Annotated in this window: 15 protein-coding genes; 7 read left to right on the plus strand and 8 right to left on the minus strand. The window is 73.3% G+C overall.

Annotated features, from left to right (window positions below):
* Window positions 1–20: 20 nt before the first annotated feature.
* From R2D22_RS27190 to R2D22_RS27205, 4 genes are all read right to left on the minus strand, one after another.
* Window positions 21–2,108 carry a YhgE/Pip domain-containing protein gene (locus R2D22_RS27190; RefSeq protein ID WP_318107312.1) on the minus strand — a complete coding sequence of 696 codons (2,088 nt, stop codon included), beginning with the start codon at window positions 2,106–2,108 and terminating at the stop codon, window positions 21–23.
* Window positions 2,080–2,919: an ATP-binding cassette domain-containing protein gene (locus R2D22_RS27195; protein ID WP_318107313.1), complete on the minus strand. Its 840-nt coding sequence runs from the start codon at window positions 2,917–2,919 to the stop codon at window positions 2,080–2,082. Before R2D22_RS27195 ends, R2D22_RS27190 begins: the two co-directional genes overlap by 29 nt.
* 155 nt (window positions 2,920–3,074) lie before the next feature.
* Window positions 3,075–4,700, minus strand: coding sequence for an amidohydrolase (locus R2D22_RS27200; protein ID WP_318107314.1), 1,626 nt, complete (start codon window positions 4,698–4,700; stop codon window positions 3,075–3,077).
* 30 nt (window positions 4,701–4,730) lie between these two features.
* Window positions 4,731–5,456 (minus strand): TetR/AcrR family transcriptional regulator, encoded by a 726-nt coding sequence (locus tag R2D22_RS27205; protein WP_318107315.1) that lies wholly within the window; start codon window positions 5,454–5,456, stop codon window positions 4,731–4,733.
* Window positions 5,457–5,526: 70 nt separating this feature from the next.
* On the opposite strand from R2D22_RS27205, the gene R2D22_RS27210 reads away from it, so the two are divergent.
* From R2D22_RS27210 to R2D22_RS27225, 4 genes are all read left to right on the plus strand, one after another.
* The gene (locus tag R2D22_RS27210) at window positions 5,527–6,984 is read left to right on the plus strand and encodes a purine-cytosine permease family protein (RefSeq protein ID WP_318107316.1); all 1,458 of its coding nucleotides are present in this window, start codon (window positions 5,527–5,529) and stop codon (window positions 6,982–6,984) included.
* 192 nt (window positions 6,985–7,176) lie between these two features.
* Window positions 7,177–7,707 (plus strand): SAV_6107 family HEPN domain-containing protein, encoded by a 531-nt coding sequence (locus tag R2D22_RS27215; RefSeq protein WP_318107317.1) that lies wholly within the window; start codon window positions 7,177–7,179, stop codon window positions 7,705–7,707.
* Window positions 7,708–7,772: 65 nt separating this feature from the next.
* Window positions 7,773–8,561 carry a class I SAM-dependent methyltransferase gene (locus R2D22_RS27220; protein ID WP_318107318.1) on the plus strand — a complete coding sequence of 263 codons (789 nt, stop codon included), beginning with the start codon at window positions 7,773–7,775 and terminating at the stop codon, window positions 8,559–8,561.
* 270 nt (window positions 8,562–8,831) lie between these two features.
* A complete protein-coding gene (locus R2D22_RS27225) occupies window positions 8,832–9,221 on the plus strand; it encodes a DUF3040 domain-containing protein (protein WP_318107319.1) in 390 nt (129 codons plus the stop codon).
* A 176-nt stretch (window positions 9,222–9,397) separates the two neighbouring features.
* On the opposite strand, the gene R2D22_RS27230 is transcribed toward R2D22_RS27225, so the two are convergent.
* The 4 genes from R2D22_RS27230 to R2D22_RS27245 all read right to left on the minus strand — a co-directional run bounded on the left by R2D22_RS27230 (window position 9,398) and on the right by R2D22_RS27245 (window position 15,038).
* A complete protein-coding gene (locus R2D22_RS27230; protein WP_318107320.1) occupies window positions 9,398–11,827 on the minus strand; it encodes a transglutaminase TgpA family protein in 2,430 nt (809 codons plus the stop codon).
* Window positions 11,824–13,275: a DUF58 domain-containing protein gene (locus R2D22_RS27235; RefSeq protein WP_318107321.1), complete on the minus strand. Its 1,452-nt coding sequence runs from the start codon at window positions 13,273–13,275 to the stop codon at window positions 11,824–11,826. The genes R2D22_RS27230 and R2D22_RS27235 overlap by 4 nt, the downstream gene beginning before the upstream one ends.
* Window positions 13,275–14,294 carry an AAA family ATPase gene (locus R2D22_RS27240; RefSeq protein WP_318107322.1) on the minus strand — a complete coding sequence of 340 codons (1,020 nt, stop codon included), beginning with the start codon at window positions 14,292–14,294 and terminating at the stop codon, window positions 13,275–13,277. The genes R2D22_RS27235 and R2D22_RS27240 overlap by 1 nt, the downstream gene beginning before the upstream one ends.
* A 195-nt stretch (window positions 14,295–14,489) precedes the next feature.
* Window positions 14,490–15,038 (minus strand): beta-class carbonic anhydrase, encoded by a 549-nt coding sequence (locus R2D22_RS27245; protein ID WP_318107323.1) that lies wholly within the window; start codon window positions 15,036–15,038, stop codon window positions 14,490–14,492.
* 332 nt (window positions 15,039–15,370) lie between these two features.
* Between R2D22_RS27245 and rsmH the strand changes: the two genes are divergently transcribed.
* From rsmH to R2D22_RS27260, 3 genes are read left to right on the plus strand one after another with little or no spacing between them, the layout of a single operon-like run.
* Complete coding sequence (rsmH, locus tag R2D22_RS27250) at window positions 15,371–16,330, plus strand: 16S rRNA (cytosine(1402)-N(4))-methyltransferase RsmH (protein WP_318107324.1); 960 nt, start codon at window positions 15,371–15,373, stop codon at window positions 16,328–16,330.
* Window positions 16,331–16,346: 16 nt separating this feature from the next.
* The gene (gene ftsL / locus R2D22_RS27255) at window positions 16,347–16,877 is read left to right on the plus strand and encodes a cell division protein FtsL (RefSeq protein ID WP_318107325.1); all 531 of its coding nucleotides are present in this window, start codon (window positions 16,347–16,349) and stop codon (window positions 16,875–16,877) included.
* A gap of 4 nt (window positions 16,878–16,881) precedes the next feature.
* Window positions 16,882–18,846: a peptidoglycan D,D-transpeptidase FtsI family protein gene (locus tag R2D22_RS27260; protein ID WP_318107326.1), complete on the plus strand. Its 1,965-nt coding sequence runs from the start codon at window positions 16,882–16,884 to the stop codon at window positions 18,844–18,846.
* Window positions 18,847–18,857 lie beyond the last annotated feature (11 nt).

Here is an 18,857-nt window from a genome sequence, read left to right on the forward strand (position 1 = left end):
TTGTCACAGGTCCCTCCGGATCACAGGCTCAGTTCGGGGTGCAGCCGGTCCAGCGTCCACACCTGCTTGCGGCGCGCGGAGACGGCCGTCAGCGCCAGGGCGCCCAGGGTGAACGCGGCCAGCACCGCGCACGCCTGCCAGACCGGTCCGATGCCGCCGCCCGAGATCAGCCGGCGCAGCGCCTCGACCACGTACGTCATGGGCAGGTAGGGGTGGATGGCGTTGAAGAAGCCCGGGCTGGTCTGGACGGGATACGTGCCGCCCGCCGAGGTCAGCTGGAGCATCAGCACCGCGAGGACCAGGATCCGGCCGGCCGCGCCGAAGCGGGCGTTGAGCCACTGGATGATCGCCGCGAAGCAGCAGGTGACCAGGACGAGGAAGCCGATCGTCCCGGCGGCCCGGGCCATCTGCAGCCCGAGGCCCCAGTGCAGCACGGACATCAGCGCGGCGACCTGGAGCAGCCCGAGCACGGCGACCGGCAGCCAGCCGGCCAGCGCGATCCGCCAGGCGGAGGCGCCGGCGGCGAGGGCGCGCCGGTTCATCGGCTGGATGATCATGTACGCGACCATGGCGCCGACCCAGAGGGAGAGCGGGATGAAGTACGGCGCGAAGCCGGTGCCGTAGTTCGGCGCCTTGTGCAGCGACTCGGACGCGAGCCGGACCGGGTCGGCCATCACCTCGGTGCGCTGGTCGCGCTGCGGCTTGTCGTAGTCCGGGATCTTCTCCACGCCGTCCTCGAGGCCGGTGGCGAGCTGTCCCGAGCCGTCGACCAGCTTGAACAGACCGCCGTCGAGGTCCCCGGCGCCCTTCTTCAGCTTGCCGACACCGGTGTCCAGGCTGCTGGAGCCGGTCTTGGCGCTGCTCAGCCCGGTGTGCAGCTTGTCGGCCCCGGTGGCGACCTTGTGAGCGCCGGTGTTGAGCGCGTTGATCTTCGCGACGGCGGCTTCCAGGTTCTTGTGCAGGCTCGGGGCCTGCTTGATCAGCCCGTCCGCCTGCTTCTCCAGGGTCACCAGCTGGCCGTTCAGCTTCTTCAGGTCGCCCTTGTTGTCCTTGGTCAGCTCGTGCAGGTCGTCGGCGATGGTCGCCACGTCGTCGGCCGCGACCTTCGCCTTCTTCAGCGTCTTGCATGCCTTGGCGTCGGGGGCCGGGTTCAGCACGCACGCGTCGCGGTGCAGCTTCTCCAGCTCGTCGTCGGCGACATGGGCGGCGGTGCGGGCCGCCGGGGCGCGCTCGGCCAGGTCGTCCAGGTTGTGCCGGACGGCCTTGGCGGAGTCGCGGACCAGACGGGCGGTGTCGGCGATCGACTTGCCGTTGTCCTTGAGGAACGGACGGACCTTGTCCGCGGTCCCGTTGACCTTGTCGGCCAGCACCTGCGTGCCGTCGGCCACCTGACGCGAGCCGGTCTCCAGATCGCCCGCGCCCTTGTCCAGCTTCTTCAGGCCGGAGGCCAGGTCGCCGCTGCCCTTCTTCGCGCTCTTCAGGCCGTCGGCCAGGCTCTTGGAGCCCGCCTTGGCCTTGACGGTGCCGTCCTTCAGCTGGTTGGCACCCTTGGCGGCCTCGGCGGTCGCGTCGTGGATGTCGGAGAAGGAGATGAAGATGCGGTCGAGGAAGGTCCGCGACGACTTGGTGGAGGCGGCGGTGCGCACCTCGGAGAAGACCGTGCGGGAGATCTGCCCGACGATGTAGTTGTTGGCGTCGTTGGTGCGCACCTTGAGCGCGCCCGTCTCCGGGGCGTCGCCGGAGCTGGACGCGATCCGCGTGCTGAGGTCGCGGGGCATGGTCAGGGACAGGTAGTACGTGCCGTCCTCGACGCCCTCGCGGGCCTCGGCGTCGGACACCTCGTGCCACTCGAAGACCTTGCTGTCGCGCAGGCCCTCGACGATGTCGTCGCCCGCCTCGACCTTCTTGCCGGCGACGGTGGCGCCCCGGTCCTCGTTGACCAGCGCGACGGGTATCCGGTCGAGCCTGCTGTACGGGTCCCAGAAGGACCACAGGTACAGGGCGCCGTACAGCAGCGGCAGCAGCAGGACGGCGACGAGCGCGGCGCGCGGCAGCTTCCCCCTGCCGAAGCGCTTCAGCTCAAGAGCGGCCAGTCTCGGCGAGCGCATCGGCTGCCCCCTCCTCGGTGGTGTCTGCTTCGGTGTTCTCTGCTGCTTCGGTGGTCCCGGCGGCTTCGGGCGCGTCCGGAGTGCCCGTCGTGCCCGTCGTGCTCGTGGTGATGCGCAGGGCGTCCTCGGGGGCCTCGCTGCACACGGCCAGCACGGTGGTGCCGGCGGCGGCGACGGCGCGCAGCAGCGCCCACGCCTCCGCGCGGTCGGCGTCGGAGAGCTTCAGGTCGGTGTCGTCGACGGCGAGCAGCCGGGGCTCGCCGATCAGGCCCAGCGCCACCGACAGACGGAGCGCCTCCAGCCGTTCGAGGTCCCGTACGGAGGTCCGCTCGGCCTTCGGCAGCGCGTCCAGGTCGAGGCCGGAGGCCACCAGGGCCGCGTCGATCCGGGCCTGCGTGGCGGCGGCGCGACGGCCGGGGGAGCGGAGCAGGGCACGGACGGAACCGTCGTACCGGCGCTGGAGCAGCGCCCGTTCGCGCAGGTGCTCCAGGACCGTGAAGGCCGGGTCGAGTTCGCTGACGCCCGGCACATGGCCGAGGGCGCTGATCCGGCGTACGGCGGCCATCTTGCGGGGCAGCCGCAGGCCGCCCACCTCGGCGTGACCCGCCGTCGGCTTCATCCGGCCGGTGAGCGCGAGCAGCAGGCAGGTGCGGCCGGAGCCGGACGGGCCCTCGATCGCCACCAGCGAGCCGGGCTCGGCGCGGAAGCCCACGTCCCGGAAGGCCCAGCCCCGCGGGCCCTTCACCCCGAAGCCCACGGCCTCCACCGCGGCCCCGTGCGGGCTCTCCGGGACGGCGTCCTGGCTGTCCACGGTTCCTCCCCCTCATTTGAACTGACCGGTCAGTGCAAAAACTTACCGCCGATCCACCCCTTCAGGCAAAGGGGCAGGGGCGGTTCGGGGCGAAACGGACAGAGCGGGGCCGCCGTCGGGTGGACGGCGGCCCCGTTCCGGGGGACGGGGTGGGATCAGACGCTCGCGTCGCGGTGGGTCGGGCGGCCGTCGAGGACGGTTATCAGCACCGGCACGTCCGGCAGTTCGGTCGCCGGGGTGGTGAGCGGGTCGGCGGCGAGGACGGTGAGGTCGGCGCGGTGTCCCACCGCGATCCGGCCCGCCTCGTGCTCCTCGCCGGCCGCGTACGCGGCGTCGGTGGTCATGCCGCGGAGCGCCTCCAGGGCGGTCAGCGCCTGCTCCGGGCCGTGCGGGTCCTGGGTCAGGTCGCGGGTCGGCCGGCGGTGACGGGCGCCCGCCATGACGCCCAGCGGCGGGTACGGCGCGATGGGCCAGTCCGAGCCGAGGAGCACGGTGGCGCCGGAGTCCCGCAGGTCGCGGCAGCGCCAGGCACGCCCGGCGCGCTCCTCGCCCAGGCGGCGGGACCAGTTGTCGGTGTGGTCGGCGCGGGTGAAGTCGCAGCAGTGGGTGGGCTGCATGGACGCGATGACGCCGAGCTCGGCGAAGCGGCTCAGGGTGTCGTCGGGCACCGTCTCGATGTGCTCGACCCGGTGGCGCACCCCGCGCCCGCCGTCGGTCTGCGCCTTCTCGACCGCGTCGAGGACGTGCCGCACCGCCGCGTCGCCGATCGCGTGGGTGGCGGTGGGCACGCCGGCCCGGTGCAGCTCGCCGATGATCCGGGTGTAGACCTCGGGGTCCGGCCAGAAGGCGTCCGTGGACTCGCCGTGGCAGTCGGGGTGTTCCAGCCAGGCGGTGCCGTTGTCGATGGTGCCGTCCATGAAGATCTTCACGCCGTCGGTCCGCCACAGGGCGCCGCCCCGGCCCTGCTGCTCGATCAGCTCGCGGACCCCGTCGGTGTCCGTGCCCGGCTGGCACCAGGGCGCGACCCGCAGCCGCAGCGGCAGCTCGCCGGCCGCGTCCAGCTCCTCGTAGAACGCGAGGCTGTCGCCGTTGGCGTCCATGGCGTGACCGCCGGTCAGACCCGCGGCGGCCATGGCGCGCAGGGCGGCGGCGAGCCGGTCGCGGCGCTCCTCGCGGGTGGGCTGCGGGGCCACGCGCTCCACGAGCTCGCAGGCCGCGTCCTCCAGGAGCAGCCCGGTGGGCCGCCCGGCGGCGTCGCAGACGACCTCGGCCGAGGCCTGGTCGAAGGTGCGCGGGCCGTCGACGCCGGCGAGTTCCAGCGCGCGGTGGCTGGCCAGCATGGAGTGGGCGTCGAACAACAGCAGCAGGGCCGGGACGCCGTCGAGGACGGAGTCGAACGGGGCGGTCTCCACCGGCGCGTCACCGAACACGTTCGGATCCAGGCCCCAGCCGTGCAGCCAGGCGCCGGGGGCGAGTTCGCGAACCGCGCCGGCCAGCGCCGCGCGCACCTGCTCCAGGTCCGTGCAGCCCGACAGGTTCAGGCCGTGGGTGAGTTCGGCGCCGGAGACGGGGTGGATGTGCCCGTCGACCAGGCCGGGCGTCACCACGGCGCCCTTGAGGTCGACCACCGTCGTCGAGGAGTCCGCGAGCGCGCGGATCGCGCGGTCGTCGCCCAGCGCGGAGATCCGCCCGCCGGACACGGCCAGTGCGGTCTCCGGCAGGAACAGGCCGGTGACCGGGTCGAGCAGGCGGGCGGAGAGCAGGACGAGACGGTTGTGCACGGGGAGCTCCTGGGGAACGGAGGCGGAGGGTCAGTTGGGGACGGCGGCAGGGTTCGGGACGGGCTCCGCCGCGGGGTCCGAGCCGGGTGCCGCGGCGGGTTCCGGTGCCGCGTCCGGTGCCGTGGCGGGGCGGGCGTCGAGCGCGCCGCTCGGCAGGCCGAGTTCGCGCTCCGCCGTGGCGACGGCCATCCGCGTCACCGCGGCGGGCCGGTTGCTGGTGTCGGTGTTCGCGTGCGCCCCGAGGCCGTCGAGCACGACCAGGATCTGGATGGTCGTCACGTACGGATCGGGGGTGCGGAACTCCTCCCGCTCCACCCCGCGCCGGACGACGCCCTCGAGCCGGCCGCGCCAGGCGGCCTCCTGCTCGGCGACCCGGTCGCGCAACACGTCCCGGTAGCGGCTGAGGTGCCGGGCGTTGATCCAGAGCCGGCTGATGGCGTCGTACGCGGCCCCGGAGGTGTGCCCGAAGAAGGCGGCCAGCTGCTCGGTGGGGGTCGCGCCGGCCGGGTCGACGGGCACCAGCCGGTCGAGCTCGGCGCTCGCCGCACTGCCGAACGCCTCCGCCACCAGATCCTCCACGGAGGGGAAGTAGTGGCTGATCAGACCGGGTCGGACGTCGAGCTCGTCGGCGATCCGACGCAGCGTGACGCATTCCAGCCCCTCGGTCAGGGCGATCGCGGTCGCTGCCTCGACGATCTCCGCCCGACGCTCGTCCGGAGATTTGCGAATTCGTTTGCGCTGGACGCTTGACGACATACCGAGGATGCTATTGAGTGTGCGACCAATAAGCAAGCAGGCGGTGAATACCAGCCAACCGGAGGGCCGCATGGCGTCCACGATCGAAAAGCCCCACCCCGACGCCGAGGAAGCGCCGGGGGAGACCCCGCCCGCCGCGGAGAGCGCCCGGCGCATCGAGGCCCACGGCATCGACCACATCCCCGACTCGGAGCGGCACGGCCGTCCGCGGGACCTGTTCTCCGTCTGGTCCGCGGCGAACGTGAACTACCTCAGCCTGGTCATCGGCGGTGCGCTGGTGCTCATGGGGCTGAACCTGTGGCAGGCCGTCGCCGTGATCGTCATCGGCAACCTGTTCTGGCTGTTCACCGGACTCCTGGCGACCTCCGGCCCGGCCGCCGGCGCCCCCAGCGAGGTGGTCACCCGCGCGCTGTACGGCGTCATCGGCAACCGCGTGAACAACGCGATCGGTGGCTGGTTCGTTTCGGTCTGCTACTTCGCCCTCAATCTGGCCGCCGCCGCGACCGCCGCCTTCGCCCTGGTCGAGAAGACGGGCATCGGCGCGACCACTCCGGTCAAGGTCGCCGTCATCGTGGTCATCGCGGCGCTCACGCTGGCCATCAGCGTTTACGGCCACGCGCTGATCATGAAGCTCTACCTGCCGATCACCCTGGCGCTGACCGCGGCCTTCGCCGTCCTCGCCGTCGCGGTCATCGGTCACGCCGACTTCTCCTACCAGCCCGCCGAGCCGCTGAGCGGCGTCGAGCTGTGGGCCGTCCTGATCGCCGGCACCACCATGATCGCCTCGGGCCCGCTGTCCTACACGACCAGCGCCGACTTCTCCCGCTACCTGCCGGCCGACTCGTCCCGGAAGGCGATCGTCGGCTGGACCGCGTCCGGCGCCTTCGTGCCGAGCGTCATCACCTGCTCGCTCGGCGCCTTCGCCGCCACCGCGATCGACATGTCCGACCCGCAGACCGCCCTGCAGACGATCCTGCCCGGCTGGTTCACCCCGATCTTCCTGATCGCCCTGGTCGTCGGCACCATCGCCATCAACGCCCTGACCGCCTACAGCGCCGGCCTCGCCCTCCAGGCCGTCGGCCTGCGCATCCGCCGTACCGTCAGCGTCCTCTTCGACGGCGCCGTGTCCGTCGCGCTCACCCTGTACGGCCTGCTGGTCTCGAACTTCCTCGACACCGTCAGCAACGCCCTGCAGGTGATCGTGGTCCTGATCGGCCCGCTGATGGCCGTGTACGCCACCGACATCGTGCTGCGCCGCTTCCGCTACGACGGCCGGGCGCTCTCGGACGAGACCCCGGGCAGCCCGTTCTGGTACACCGGCGGCGTCAACCGGTCCGGCGCCGTCGCGCTCCTCGCGGGCGTGGCCGCGGCCGCCCTGTCCGTCAACACCCTCTACACCGGGCCGGTCGCCACCGCCCTCGGCGGCGTGGACATCTCGCTGCCGGCCGGCATGGCCGTCTCGTCGGTTCTCTACGCGGTCCTCATGCGCCGCGACCGCACCGTCCTCGCCGCCCGCGCCCAGGCGTGAGGCGCGACTGACGGCGCCGGCGGCCCGGCGGCCCGGCGGAAGTGAAGGGGAAACGTTTCTCCACTTCCGCCGGGCCACCGGCGTATCGGGACACAGGAGGGCGAAAGCCCAGGTCGGAGTGATTGTCAGTGGCGGCCTGCACGATGGATGCAGACGGCGACAGAACCGTCACACGACGACAGGAGGCTCGTCATGGCCAGTTCCTCCGCAGCAGCCGCACCCCGGCGCCGCCCTGGAGGCCGCCCTGCCCCCTCGACCGCCGGTCCGGCATCCGACGTCCACCCGGTGCCGCGCCGCTCCACCGCGCCGCCCGCCGCCCTCGACCTGCTCGCCCAGGCCCGCGCGGGCCTCGACGAGGCGGCCACGCTCCCCGTGCCCAACGAGCGGTACGCGACCGCCCACCTCGCCGCCCTCCGCACCGCCGCCGCCGTGCTCGCCGCCCGCGGCCGGCCCGAGACCAACCCGCGCCGGCGGGCCAGGATCCGCAGCGCGTGGGAGGTCCTCCCCGAGATAGCCCCCGAACTGACCGAGTGGAGCGCCCTCTTCGCCTCCGGAGCGGCCCGCCGGGCCCGCGCCGAGGCGGGCATCACCGGCGCCGCCACCAGCAGGGACGCCGACGATCTGGTGCGCGACGCGATGATGTTCCTGCGCCTGGTCGAACGCCTGCTGGTGCTCCAGCCGGTGCTGCCGAGGCAGCCGGGGGCGGGCGACGCCGTGGGATGACCGGGGAGTGCGGCCGAGGCCATAGGGTGGAAGCGTTCGCACCCGTCCACGAGGAGTCAACTGCCGTGTCGGACCCTTCCGCTGTCTTCGCCCGGGAGACCTCCACGCGCCCGTCGCGTGCCTCCCTGCGTACCGCCGTCGTCTGGGACGTCCTCAAGGACTCCCTCGACCGCCGGGCCAAGGCCTCCGGGAAAGACACCCTCGACGTCCTCGACACCGGCGGCGGCTCCGGCAACTTCGCCGTCCCGGTCGCCCGGCTCGGCCACCGCGTGACCGTCGTCGACCCCAGCCCGAACGCGCTCTTCGCCCTGGAGCGACGGGCCGCCGAGGCGGGGGTCGCCGACCGCGTCACCGGAGTGCAGGGAGACATCCGCGGCCTGTTCGACGTCGTCGAGCGCGAGGGCTACGACGCGGTGCTGTGCCACGGCGTCCTGGAGTACGTCGACGACCCGGCCGAGGGCGTGCGCAACGCGGTGGCCGCGCTGCGGCCCGCCGGCGCGCTCAGCCTGCTCGCCGCCGGGCTCGGCGGGGCGGTCCTCGCCCGGGCCCTCGCCGGCCACTTCAACGAGGCCCGGCACGCGCTCGGTGACCCGGACGGCCGATGGGGCGACGCCGACCCGGTGCCGCGCCGCTTCACCGCCGACCAGCTCACCGAGCTGGCCGCGGCGGCCGGCCTGGAGGTCGGCGCGGTGCACGGCGTCCGGGTCTTCGCCGACCTGGTCCCCGGCGTCCTCGTGGACACCGAGCCGGGCGCGCTGGAGGCCCTGCTGAAGCTGGAGGCGGCGGCCGCCGAGCTGCCGTCCTTCCACGCCGTCGCCACCCAGTTGCACGTGCTCGGCGAGAAGCGCGCCTGACCGCGCCCGACCGACGGGCTGATCAGGGACGCAGCCGCAGATGGAGTACGCCACAGGACCCCCGATCGAGCGGTTCGCCCCGTATGATCGGGGGACACCATCCGGCATGACGGATCGGCCGTCGGGGAATCTACGCCTCAGCAGCCGAACCGCCGTGGCGGCCCGGATTGGCGATTACGCGTAGTGGGCGGGTTTCACGGGGGCGATTCCCTGCCTATCCTGAAAGGGCCGCATCCGGTCGCCCCCGCGACCGACGACTAGGAGGACTCCGTGCCGCTCTCGGAGCACGAGCAGCGAATGCTCGAGCAGATGGAGCGAGCGCTGTACGCCGAAGATCCCAAGTTCGCGACAGCGCTCGAGGGAAGCGGACTGCGTACGTACACCCGGCGACGGGTCTACCAGGCAGTCGCCGGCTTCCTGGTGGGTATCGCGCTCCTCATGACCGGAATGGTGCTCGTTCAGGTCTGGCTCAGCGTGATCGGTTTCCTCGTCATGCTGGGGTGCGCGGTCCTCGCCGTCACCGGTTGGCGCAAGGCGCCCAAGCGCGGTGAACAGCAGGCCGCCGGCGGGCGGCAGCCGCGCCAGCGGCGCTCGATGATGAACCGCATCGAGGAGCGCTGGCAGCGCCGCCGCGACGAGCAGCAGGGCGGCGGGCACTGACGCCCCCTCCCCGGTCCTCCACCTGAAACTCCCCGCTGCCCCGGCCGCATCCGCGCGCCGGGGCAGCGGCATGTCGAGCCCCTGGTACGTCCGGCCCCGCCATGTGCGTCCCGGCGGGCGCGGCCACGGCGTAGGGCGTCGTCCCGCCTCAGCGGGACGACGCCCCACGCCGACTCTCAGCCGCGCTGCCGGGACGGGCGCAGCAGTCGGCGGCCCGCCGCCGTCCAGCGGTCCAGCAGGTCGTCCCGCCGGGTCGACACCCGGGTGGCGAACGCCGCCCAGCGGGCCGAGACCGCCCAGATCACCCTGACGGACGAACGCGGCGCCAGCAGCGCACGGTAGTGCTCCGGGCGGGTCGCCAGGGCGGCGAGCCCGGTCCGTACGACCCCCACCTCGTCGGCGGGCGCCGTGGCCGGCCGCGGGGCGGGGGCGTACAGCACCTCCTCCAACGACCGTGCCACCCGGTGCACCGCGTCCGCCGGGTCACCCTGCAGGTGCCCGAGGCGGACGATCCGGGCCGCCGCTCTGCGCAGGGTCAGCGACTCGTCCGGCGTGATCCCGTAGTCCCACGCCGTGTCGACGATCTCCTGCCAGGCCGCCAGCGCCCGCGCCGCCACGTCCTCAGGCGCCCGGCCGGCCGACCCGAGCCGTCCGGCCCGTACCCGCTTGCGCCACAGCATCGGCAGGAACGGCAGTGTCAGCACCACCGCGACCCCGAGCCCGATCAGTGCCATCTGCAGCGGCGGCATCCCGTCGTCCGAGGCCGCGACCGCACCTGCCTGGTCCTCCGTGCCGCACTCGCCCTGCCGCCGCAGCTGCGGCGTGCAGCCGTCCGAGCTGCTCGGCGCCGCCGACGGGACGGCCGCCTCGCTCTCCTGCGGCTCCGCGGGCCCGCTGCTCTCGCCCGTCGGGACGTCCGACCGGGTGTACGCCGGCGTTGTGCCGCGCGTCGGCGTCGGCTCGAAGCGGGTCCAGCCCACGCCCTCGAAGTACAGCTCGGGCCACGCGTGGGCGTCCCGTATGCCGACCGTGATCCGCCCGTCGGGCTGCGGAGTGCCCGGGGTGAAGCCGACCGCGACCCGCGCCGGGATGCCCAGCGTCCGGGCCATCGCCGCCATCGAGAACGAGAAGTGGACGCAGAAGCCCTCCTTCTGCTTCAGGAAGCGGCTGATGGCCTGCACGCCCGTCCCCGACGCGACCTCCGTGTCGTAGCGGAAGCCGCCGTCCCGGGCGAACCAGTCCTGCAGCGCGACCGCCTGCTCGTACGGGTTGCCCGCGCCCCTGGTGATCTCCCGGGCCTTCGTCGCCACCTCGGGCGGCAGCGCGGCCGGCACCTTCGTGTACTCGCGCCGCAGCCCGTTCGGGGCCGGCGGCGCATCCGACAGCTGCCGGGCCGTCGGCCGCACCTTCAGGCTGGAGACGGTGTACCGCACGCCCCGGGTGGTCTGCTTGTCGTCGCCGACCAGCATCCGGCCGGCCGGCTCGTACCGCCAGCGCCCGCCGATCTCGACCCGGGTCGCCGGGTACGGCATCGGCAGCCACTTCTGCTCGTACGAGGGAGAGGCCACGAAGTTGGCGGTCACCCCGGTCCGGTCGACGGCGTCGCCGAGCCCCTCCGGGCCGGGCAGCTCCCGGGGCACGTCCTGGACCTTGCGGACCGAGGACTTCCACGACGTCCCGTCGAACTGGTCCAGCGCCACCAGACGCAGATACATGTCCGAGGTGTCGCGCGTGGTGGTCCGGTAGCTGAGCACCTCGCGGTCCTCGGGCTGGTTCAGGTTGTCCTGCAGGGACACCAGCGGGTTCACCGCGGAGATCGTCCCGCCGCGCCCGTTCCCCTGCCCCTCGCCCTGGCCGGCCCCGCCGAGCAGACCGCCGCTCAGCGCGGGCAGCGCCATCGGAACGACGAGCGCGAGGCCCATCGCGGCCACACCGATCCGCCGCCCGGTACGGGTCGGCGCCGACGCCGTCCCGCCCGACTCCAGAGCGCCCGCGCGGCCGGGCTGCTGCACCCCGCCGAAGACCCGGCCCCACTGAGAGAGCCGGTCGCGGCCCTCCGCCAGCAGGAGCAGCAGGTAGCCGGTGGCGGCCAGCAGGAACCAGAGCCGGCTCGCCCCGCCGCCGGTCAGTCCGGCGGCGACCGAGTACAGGGCGAGCAGCGGCAGACCGGCCGGGGCCGCGACGCGGAACGTCACCGCGAGCGTGTCCACCAGCAGCCCTATCACCAGCACCCCGGTGACCAGCATCAACCGGATGCCGTCGGTGGCCGGCGCGGGGCTCGCGTACCGGGTCACGTCCGCCACGCCCGCGTCGAACAGCGTGGCGAAGCCCAGGAACGCCTGCGGGCCCGGCAGGAGGCCGAGCACCGCCTGTTCACGGACGAAGACCAGGGTGAGCGCCAGCAGGGTGACGACGGCCTGCGCGGCGATCGTCAGCGGCCGGGCCAGCGGAACCCGCCGGGTCAGCGCGCCGACACCGCTCTGCACGGCCAGCAGGAACGCCGCCGTCAGGATCCAGGACGAGGGGCGGACCAGCGGGATCAGCGCGCCCGCCGCCATCAGCGTGGCGGCGTACGCGCACAGCGTCAGCCTCGCGCGGCCGCTCATGACCGTACCCCCGGGTGGTTCGTCGTACCGGCGTCCGCGGCGCGGGAGCCGTGCGTGCCGGAGCCGTACGTGCCGGGGTCGTGGGCGCCCGCCCCGGTCCGGGCCGCGCCACCGGCCTGCTGCCACAGCGCGGCGAGCGATTCGCCGGGCCGCACCGGCAGCGCCGTCCAGCCGGCCTCGCGCAGTGTGCGCAGCCGGCGCTCGACGGCGCCGCTCACCGCACCACCGGTCAGCCACTCGCCGCTGTCCAGGACGAAGGCGACCGCCGCGCCACTGCGGTGCCGCAGCCGGGCGGCCAGCGTCGCCTGCTCCTCGTCGAGGTCGCCCAGGAAGGCGATCAGCAGCCCCTCGTCGCCGCCACGCAGCACGTCGTACGCGCGCGAGAGACCGGCCCCTTCGGAGTGGTCGACGACCGCGAGGGTATCCATCATCAGGCCCGCCGTCTCGGCGGACTCCGTCGACGAACCGGCGAAGCCCTCGCCCGATTCGCCCGGCACGGCCGTGCCGTCGTCGGTGAGCAGCCGGACCGAGTAGCCCCGCTCCAGCATGTGCACCAACGCGGACGCCGCACCGGAGACCGCCCACTCGAAGGCCGACTCCGGACCGGCGCCCTGGAAGGCGATCCGGCGGGTGTCGAGCAGCACCGTGCAGCGGGACCGCTGCGGCTGCTCCTCGCGGCGCACCATCAGCTCGCCGTAGCGGGCCGTGGAGCGCCAGTGGACCCGGCGCAGGTCGTCGCCGTAGCGGTAGGTGCGCGGGATGACGTCGTCGTCGCCGGCCAGCGCCACCGAGCGCTGCCGGCCGTCGCCGTACCCGGCCGACTCGCCCGCGAGCCGCACCGGCGGCAGCGGCTCGGTGCGGGGGACGACCGTGAGGGTGTCGTACGCGCTGAACGAGCGGGTCAGCTCGCACATCCCGAACGGGTCGGTGAGCCGCAGCTGCAGCGGTCCCAGCGGAAAGCGCCCGCGCAGGTCCGAGCGGACCTTGTACGAGACCTCCCGTCGGCCGCCCGGCTCGACCCGGTCCAGCACGAACCGGGGCCGCGGCCCGAGCATGTACGGCACGTGGTCCTGGAGCATGAGCAGCCCGGTGGGCAGCCGGGAGACGTTGTCCATCCGCAGGTGCACCCGGGCCTCGGCGCCCGCGGGCACCCGGACCGGGGTCAGCCGGCGGCTGCCGGCGACCCGGTAGCGGGTCCGGTGCAGCACGAGGACGCAGATCAGCGGCAGGACGGCGAGCAGCAGGCCGACGCGGAGCAGGTCGCCCTGGCCGAGCACGTACGCGCAGACGCCCGCGGCGACCCCGGCGGCCAGGAACGACCGGCCACGGGTGGTCAGACCGGCGAACGCGGCCCGCAGGCCGCCCCGGTCCTCCGCCTTTCGCCCGGTGTCCGGCCGCTCGCCGCCCGGAGCGCCGTCCGTCGCGGCGGCGGGTCCGGCGGCCGCCATCACAGCCGCCGGGTGCCGGGCTGCTGCTGGCCGTACAGCGGGCCGGCGGGCGGCGCGGCCTGCGGCACCGGGGTGCGCTGGAGGATGTCGCGGACGACCTGATCGGCGCTGCGCCGGTTCAGCTGGGCCTGCGCGGTCGGCAGCAGCCGGTGCGCGAGGACCGGGGCGGCCAGCGCCTGGAGGTCGTCGGGCAGCACGTAGTCGCGGCCGCTGAGCGCGGCGGACGCCTTGGCGGCGCGGAGCAGGTGCAGCGTGGCGCGCGGCGACGCCCCGAGTCTCAGATCGGGGTGGTTGCGGGTGGCCGCGACCAGGTCGACGGCGTACCGGCGCACCGCGTCGGCGACGTGCACCGTGCGGACCGCGTCGATCAGCTTCACGATGTCATGGGCGTGCGCCACCGGCTGGAGGTCGTCCAGCGGGGAGACCGAGCCGTGCACGTCGAGCATCTGGAGCTCGGCCTCGGGGCTCGGGTACCCCATCGAGACGCGGGCCATGAAGCGGTCCCGCTGCGCCTCGGGCAGCGGGTACGTGCCCTCCATCTCCACCGGGTTCTGGGTGGCCACCACCATGAACGGGCTGGGCAGCTCGTACGTCTGCCCGTCGATCGTGACCTGCCGCTCCTCCATGGACTCCAGGAGGGCCGACTGGGTCTTCGGCGAGGCGCGGTTGATCTCGTCACCGATGACGATCTGCGCGAAGATCGCGCCCGGCTTGAACTCGAAGTCGCGCCGCTGCTGGTCGTAGATCGACACACCCGTGATGTCCGAGGGCAGCAGGTCCGGCGTGAACTGGATCCGCCGCACCGAGCAGTCCACGGACCGCGCCAGCGTCTTGGCCAGCATGGTCTTGCCGACGCCGGGGACGTCCTCGATCAGCAGGTGTCCCTCCGCGAGCAGCACGGTCAGGGCAAGGCGTACGACCTCGGGCTTGCCCTCGATCACGCTCTCCACCGACCGGCGCACCCGCTCCGCTGTGGTGGTCAGATCTGAGAGGCTCGCTCGCTCGTCATAGGTCGTCACCCGGCCCTCCTCGCCGAAACGCGACACCGCGTCCCCAGTGGTTCCGAGGGGGTGTCACACCGGCATTCTTGTTCGCTCGCCGCGTCGTGTCACTCGCCTGTGGACAAGTGCCGCGGATATGCCGGGGTTTGCCGGATTACGACGGGCCGAGACAGGCTCCGGCACCGGTCGGGACCGGTGCCGGAGCCCCGGGCGCTACGCCGGGTCGATCTCCCGCAGCAGGCCCGTGTGCACGTCGAAGACGAAGCCGCGGACGTCGTCGCTGTGCAGCAGGAAGGGCGAGGTCCGCACCCGCTGCATGGACTGGCGCACGTCCTGGTCGACGTCGCGGAAGGCCTCCACGGCCCAGGCCGGCCGCTGGCCGACCTCCATCTCCAGCTCGTGCCGGAACTCCTCGGTGAGGGACTCCAGACCGCAGCCGGTGTGGTGGATCAGCACCACGCTGCGCGTGCCGAGGGCGCGCTGGCTGATGGTGAGGGAGCGGATCACGTCGTCGGTGACCACGCCGCCCGCGTTGCGGATGGTGTGGCAGTCGCCGAGCTCGAGGCCGAGCGCGGCGTGCAGGTCGAGACGGGCGTCCATGCAGGCGACGACGGCGACGTTCAGGACGGGGCGGGCGTCCATGCCGGGGTCGGTGAAGCCGGCGGCGTAGCGCTCGTTCGCCTCGACGAGGCGGTCGGTGACGGACCCGTCGGAGCGTATGGCGTCGGCGGTGTCGGCTGAGGGGTGCGCGGAGGTCGACATGTCTATGACGTTAGTGGTCACGTTCCGCCCCGGCCCGCTGTGAGAGCGGACAAAGAACGTCAATGAGGCTTGTTGTGAGGTAACCCACAGGCGGGTGGAAGGTGGGTCCGAACGGGTGAGGTGTCCGATTTGCCCATCGGTCCCCGACGCCCCCGGCGACGCGCCAGCCGGTTGATTGACCGCACCGACCTGTGGACTAAAGTGACGCGCAGTTCACGGAGACATTGCGCGATTTCAGTGGTTTCTCCCCGCGTGGGCGGCGGCTGCGTACGGGGGGCCCGGCTGTGACCCCGGCTGTACGGAGCGCCGCGCCGGATTCTGAGAGGGCGGCTTTGAGCAACGACCGACACGTCCCGGTGATGCTCCAGCGGTGCCTGGACATGTTGGCCCCCGCACTGCAACGGCCGGGCGCGGTCGTCGTCGACTGCACGCTCGGGCTCGGCGGACACAGCGAGGAGCTGCTGCGGCAGTTCCCCGAGGTGCGGCTGATCGCCCTGGACCGGGACAAGGAGGCGCTGCGCCTCTCCGGCGAGCGGCTCGCCCCGTACGGCGAACGCGCCACCCTCGTGCACGCGGTGTACGACGAGCTCCCCGAGGTCCTCGACCGGCTCGGCGTCCCGCGCGTCGACGGGGTCCTGTTCGACCTCGGCGTCTCCTCCATGCAGCTGGACGAGGCCGACCGCGGCTTCGCCTACGCGCAGGACGCCCCGCTCGACATGCGCATGGACCAGACGACCGGGATCAGCGCCGCCGAGGTGCTCAACACCTACCCGGCCGGCGAGCTGGTCCGGATCCTGCGGGCGTACGGCGAGGAGAAGCAGGCCAAGCGGATCGTCTCGGCGATCGTGCGGGAGCGCGAGAAGGAGCCGTTCAGCAACAGCGCCCGGCTGGTCGAGCTGATCCGCGACGCGCTGCCGCAGGCCGCCAAGCGCACCGGCGGCAACCCGGCCAAGCGCACCTTCCAGGCCCTGCGCATCGAGGTGAACCGCGAGCTGGAGGCGGTCGAGAACGCGATCCCCGCGGCCGTGAAGGCGGTCCGGGTGGGCGGCCGGGTCGTCGTCCTGTCGTACCAGTCGCTGGAGGACCGGATCGTCAAGCAGGTCTTCGCGGCGGGCGCGGCGAACACCGCGCCGCCCGGCCTGCCGGTGATCCCCGAGCAGTACCAGCCCCGCCTGAAGCTGCTGACCCGTGGCGCCGAGCTGCCCACGGAGCAGGAGATCGCGGAGAACCGACGGGCGGCCCCGGCCCGGCTGCGCGGTGCGGAGCGGATCCGGGAGGACGAGCCTTCGTGAGGAACGGGGAAGCACGGTGACGAAGCAGGGGCCACTGAAGGGGCGGGCCGCGCGGCTCGGGCGGTTCATGCCGTCGGGGCCCAGCACCGCGGCCCGGACCCCGTTCGTCCTGCTCGTCGTCGTGCTCCTCGGCGGCGGCCTGATCACCCTGCTGCTGCTGAACTCCGCCCTCAACCAGGGCTCCTTCAAGCTGCGCGACCTCAAGTCCCGCACCACCGAGCTGACCGACGAGGAGCAGGCCCTCCAGCGGGACGTGGACGACTACTCCGCGCCCGACGCGCTGGAGCGCCGGGCCCGCGAGCTGGGCATGGTGCCGGGCGGCAGCCCCGCCTTCCTGGACCCGGACGGCAAGGTCCGCGGTGAGCGCTCGGAGGCGTCCGCCCCGCCGCCGGAACCCTCCCCGACGCCCAGCGGCACCCCGCCGCGCACGCCCCCGCCCGCCGCCGGCAAGCCGCAGCCGAACGCCCAGCAGAACACCCCGCCGAACGCTCGGCAGGACCCCGCGACACTCCCGACCGCGCCCGCCCCGACGACCTCCGGCAGGTGACGCAGTGCCCCCCAAGGAACCCCCGCGCCGCCGGGTCCCCGGCCCCGCGCGCCCCCGGACCCCGTCCGCCGCGCCCCGCCCGGCCGCCCGCCGCCCGGCCCGCCCCGCCGCCCGCCCCGCGTCCCGGCCGCGGCCGAGGGCGCGCACCATCAAGCTCGGCAGCCCGCGGCCCCGGCTCCGCCTCGTCTCGCTCGGCCTGACCCTCGTCATGCTGGCCTTCGTGGTCCGGCTGCTCCAGGTCCAGGCCGTCGACGCAGCCGCGTACGCGGCCAAGGCCGAGAAGCACCGCTACCAGGAGTACACGCTCTCCGCAGACCGCGGCGAGATCACCGACCGGGCCGGCATCGCGCTCGCCGCCAGCGTCGACGCGTACGACATCACCGCCGACCCGAAGCTCTTCACGCCCGAGGAGAGCAAGCGCCCCGACGCCCCCGAGCAGGCCGCCGCGCTCCTCGCGCCGCTGCTCGGCAAGGAGCCCGCCGAACTCGCCAAGAAGCTGCGCACCCCCAAGTCCCGCTACGCGCTGCTCGCCCGCCGGCAGACCCCTCAGGTCTGGAACCAGATCAAGGACCTGAAGAAGGTCTACGCCCAGAAGTCCCGGCCCTCCCAGGGCGGCAACGGGATCAACCTGCTCGGCGGCATCCTCAGCGAGCCCAGCACCAAGCGCGTGTACCCGAACGGCGAACTCGCCGCCGGGATACTGGGGTACGTCAACGCCGAGGGCCGCGGTGCGGGCGGCCTGGAGTCCATGCTCGACAAGGAGCTGGCCGGCAAGGACGGCAAGATTCGCTACGCCCAGTCCGGCGGCCGCGAGGTCCCGACCGCCGGCTCCCGCGGCACCCCGGCCGTGCCCGGCGACGACATCGAGCTGACGATCGACCGGGACATCCAGTGGGCCGCCCAGCAGGCCATCACCGCGCAGGTGAAGAAGTCCCGGGCGGACCGCGGCTACGTGATAGTGCAGGACACGAAGACCGGCGAGGTGCTGGCCATGGCCAACGCCCCCGGCTTCGACCCGAACGACCTCAGCCAGGCCAACTCAGCCGCCATGGGCAACGCCGCCCTCCAGGACGCGTACGAGCCCGGCTCCACCAGCAAGGTCATGTCCATGGCCGCCGTGCTCGAGGAGGGCGCGGCCGCCGCCGACACCCACGTCACCGTCCCCAACCGGCTGCACCGCGGCGACCGGCTCTTCAAGGACGACATCGACCACGAAACCTGGTACCTGACCCTGAGCGGCGTCCTCGCCAAGTCCAGCAACATCGGCACCATCCTGGCCACCGGCCAGCTCGGGGACACCCAGGCCGAGTCGAACAAGGTCCTCCACTCGTACCTGCGCAAGTTCGGCATCGGCAGCCCGACCGGGCTCGGCTACCCCGGCGAGACCCCCGGCATCCTCGCCCCGCCGCAGAAGTGGTCGACCTCGCAGCAGTACACGATCCCGTTCGGCCAGGGCCTGTCCATCAACGCGATGCAGGCCACCTCCGTCTACTCGACCATCGCCAACGGCGGGGTCCGGATCGAGCCGACGCTGGTCCGCGGCACCAAGGGGCCCGACGGGCGGTTCACCCCGTCCGCCGAGCCCAAGCAGACCCGGGTGGTCAGCGAGAAGACCGCGAAGACCCTCGCGCAGATGCTGGAGTCCGTGGTCGGCGACGAGGAGGGCACCGGCACCAAGGCCGCCATCCCCGGCTACCGCGTCGCCGGCAAGACCGGAACGGCCAACCGGGTCGACCCCGAACTCGGCCGCTACAACGGCTACACGGCCTCCTTCGCCGGCTTCGCCCCCGCCGACAAGCCCCGCATCACGGTCTACTGCGCCATCCAGAACCCGACCAAGGGCAGTCACTTCGGCGGCCAGATCTGCGGCCCCATCTACAAGCAGGTCATGGAGTTCGCCCTCAAGACCCTGCACGTCGCCCCGACCGGCGCCGAACCGCCCCGGCTTCCGGTCGCCTTCAAGCCCTGACCGCACGTCCT

The organism is Streptomyces sp. HUAS YS2 (genome assembly GCF_033343995.1).
GTDB classification, from domain to species: domain Bacteria; phylum Actinomycetota; class Actinomycetes; order Streptomycetales; family Streptomycetaceae; genus Streptomyces; species Streptomyces solicathayae.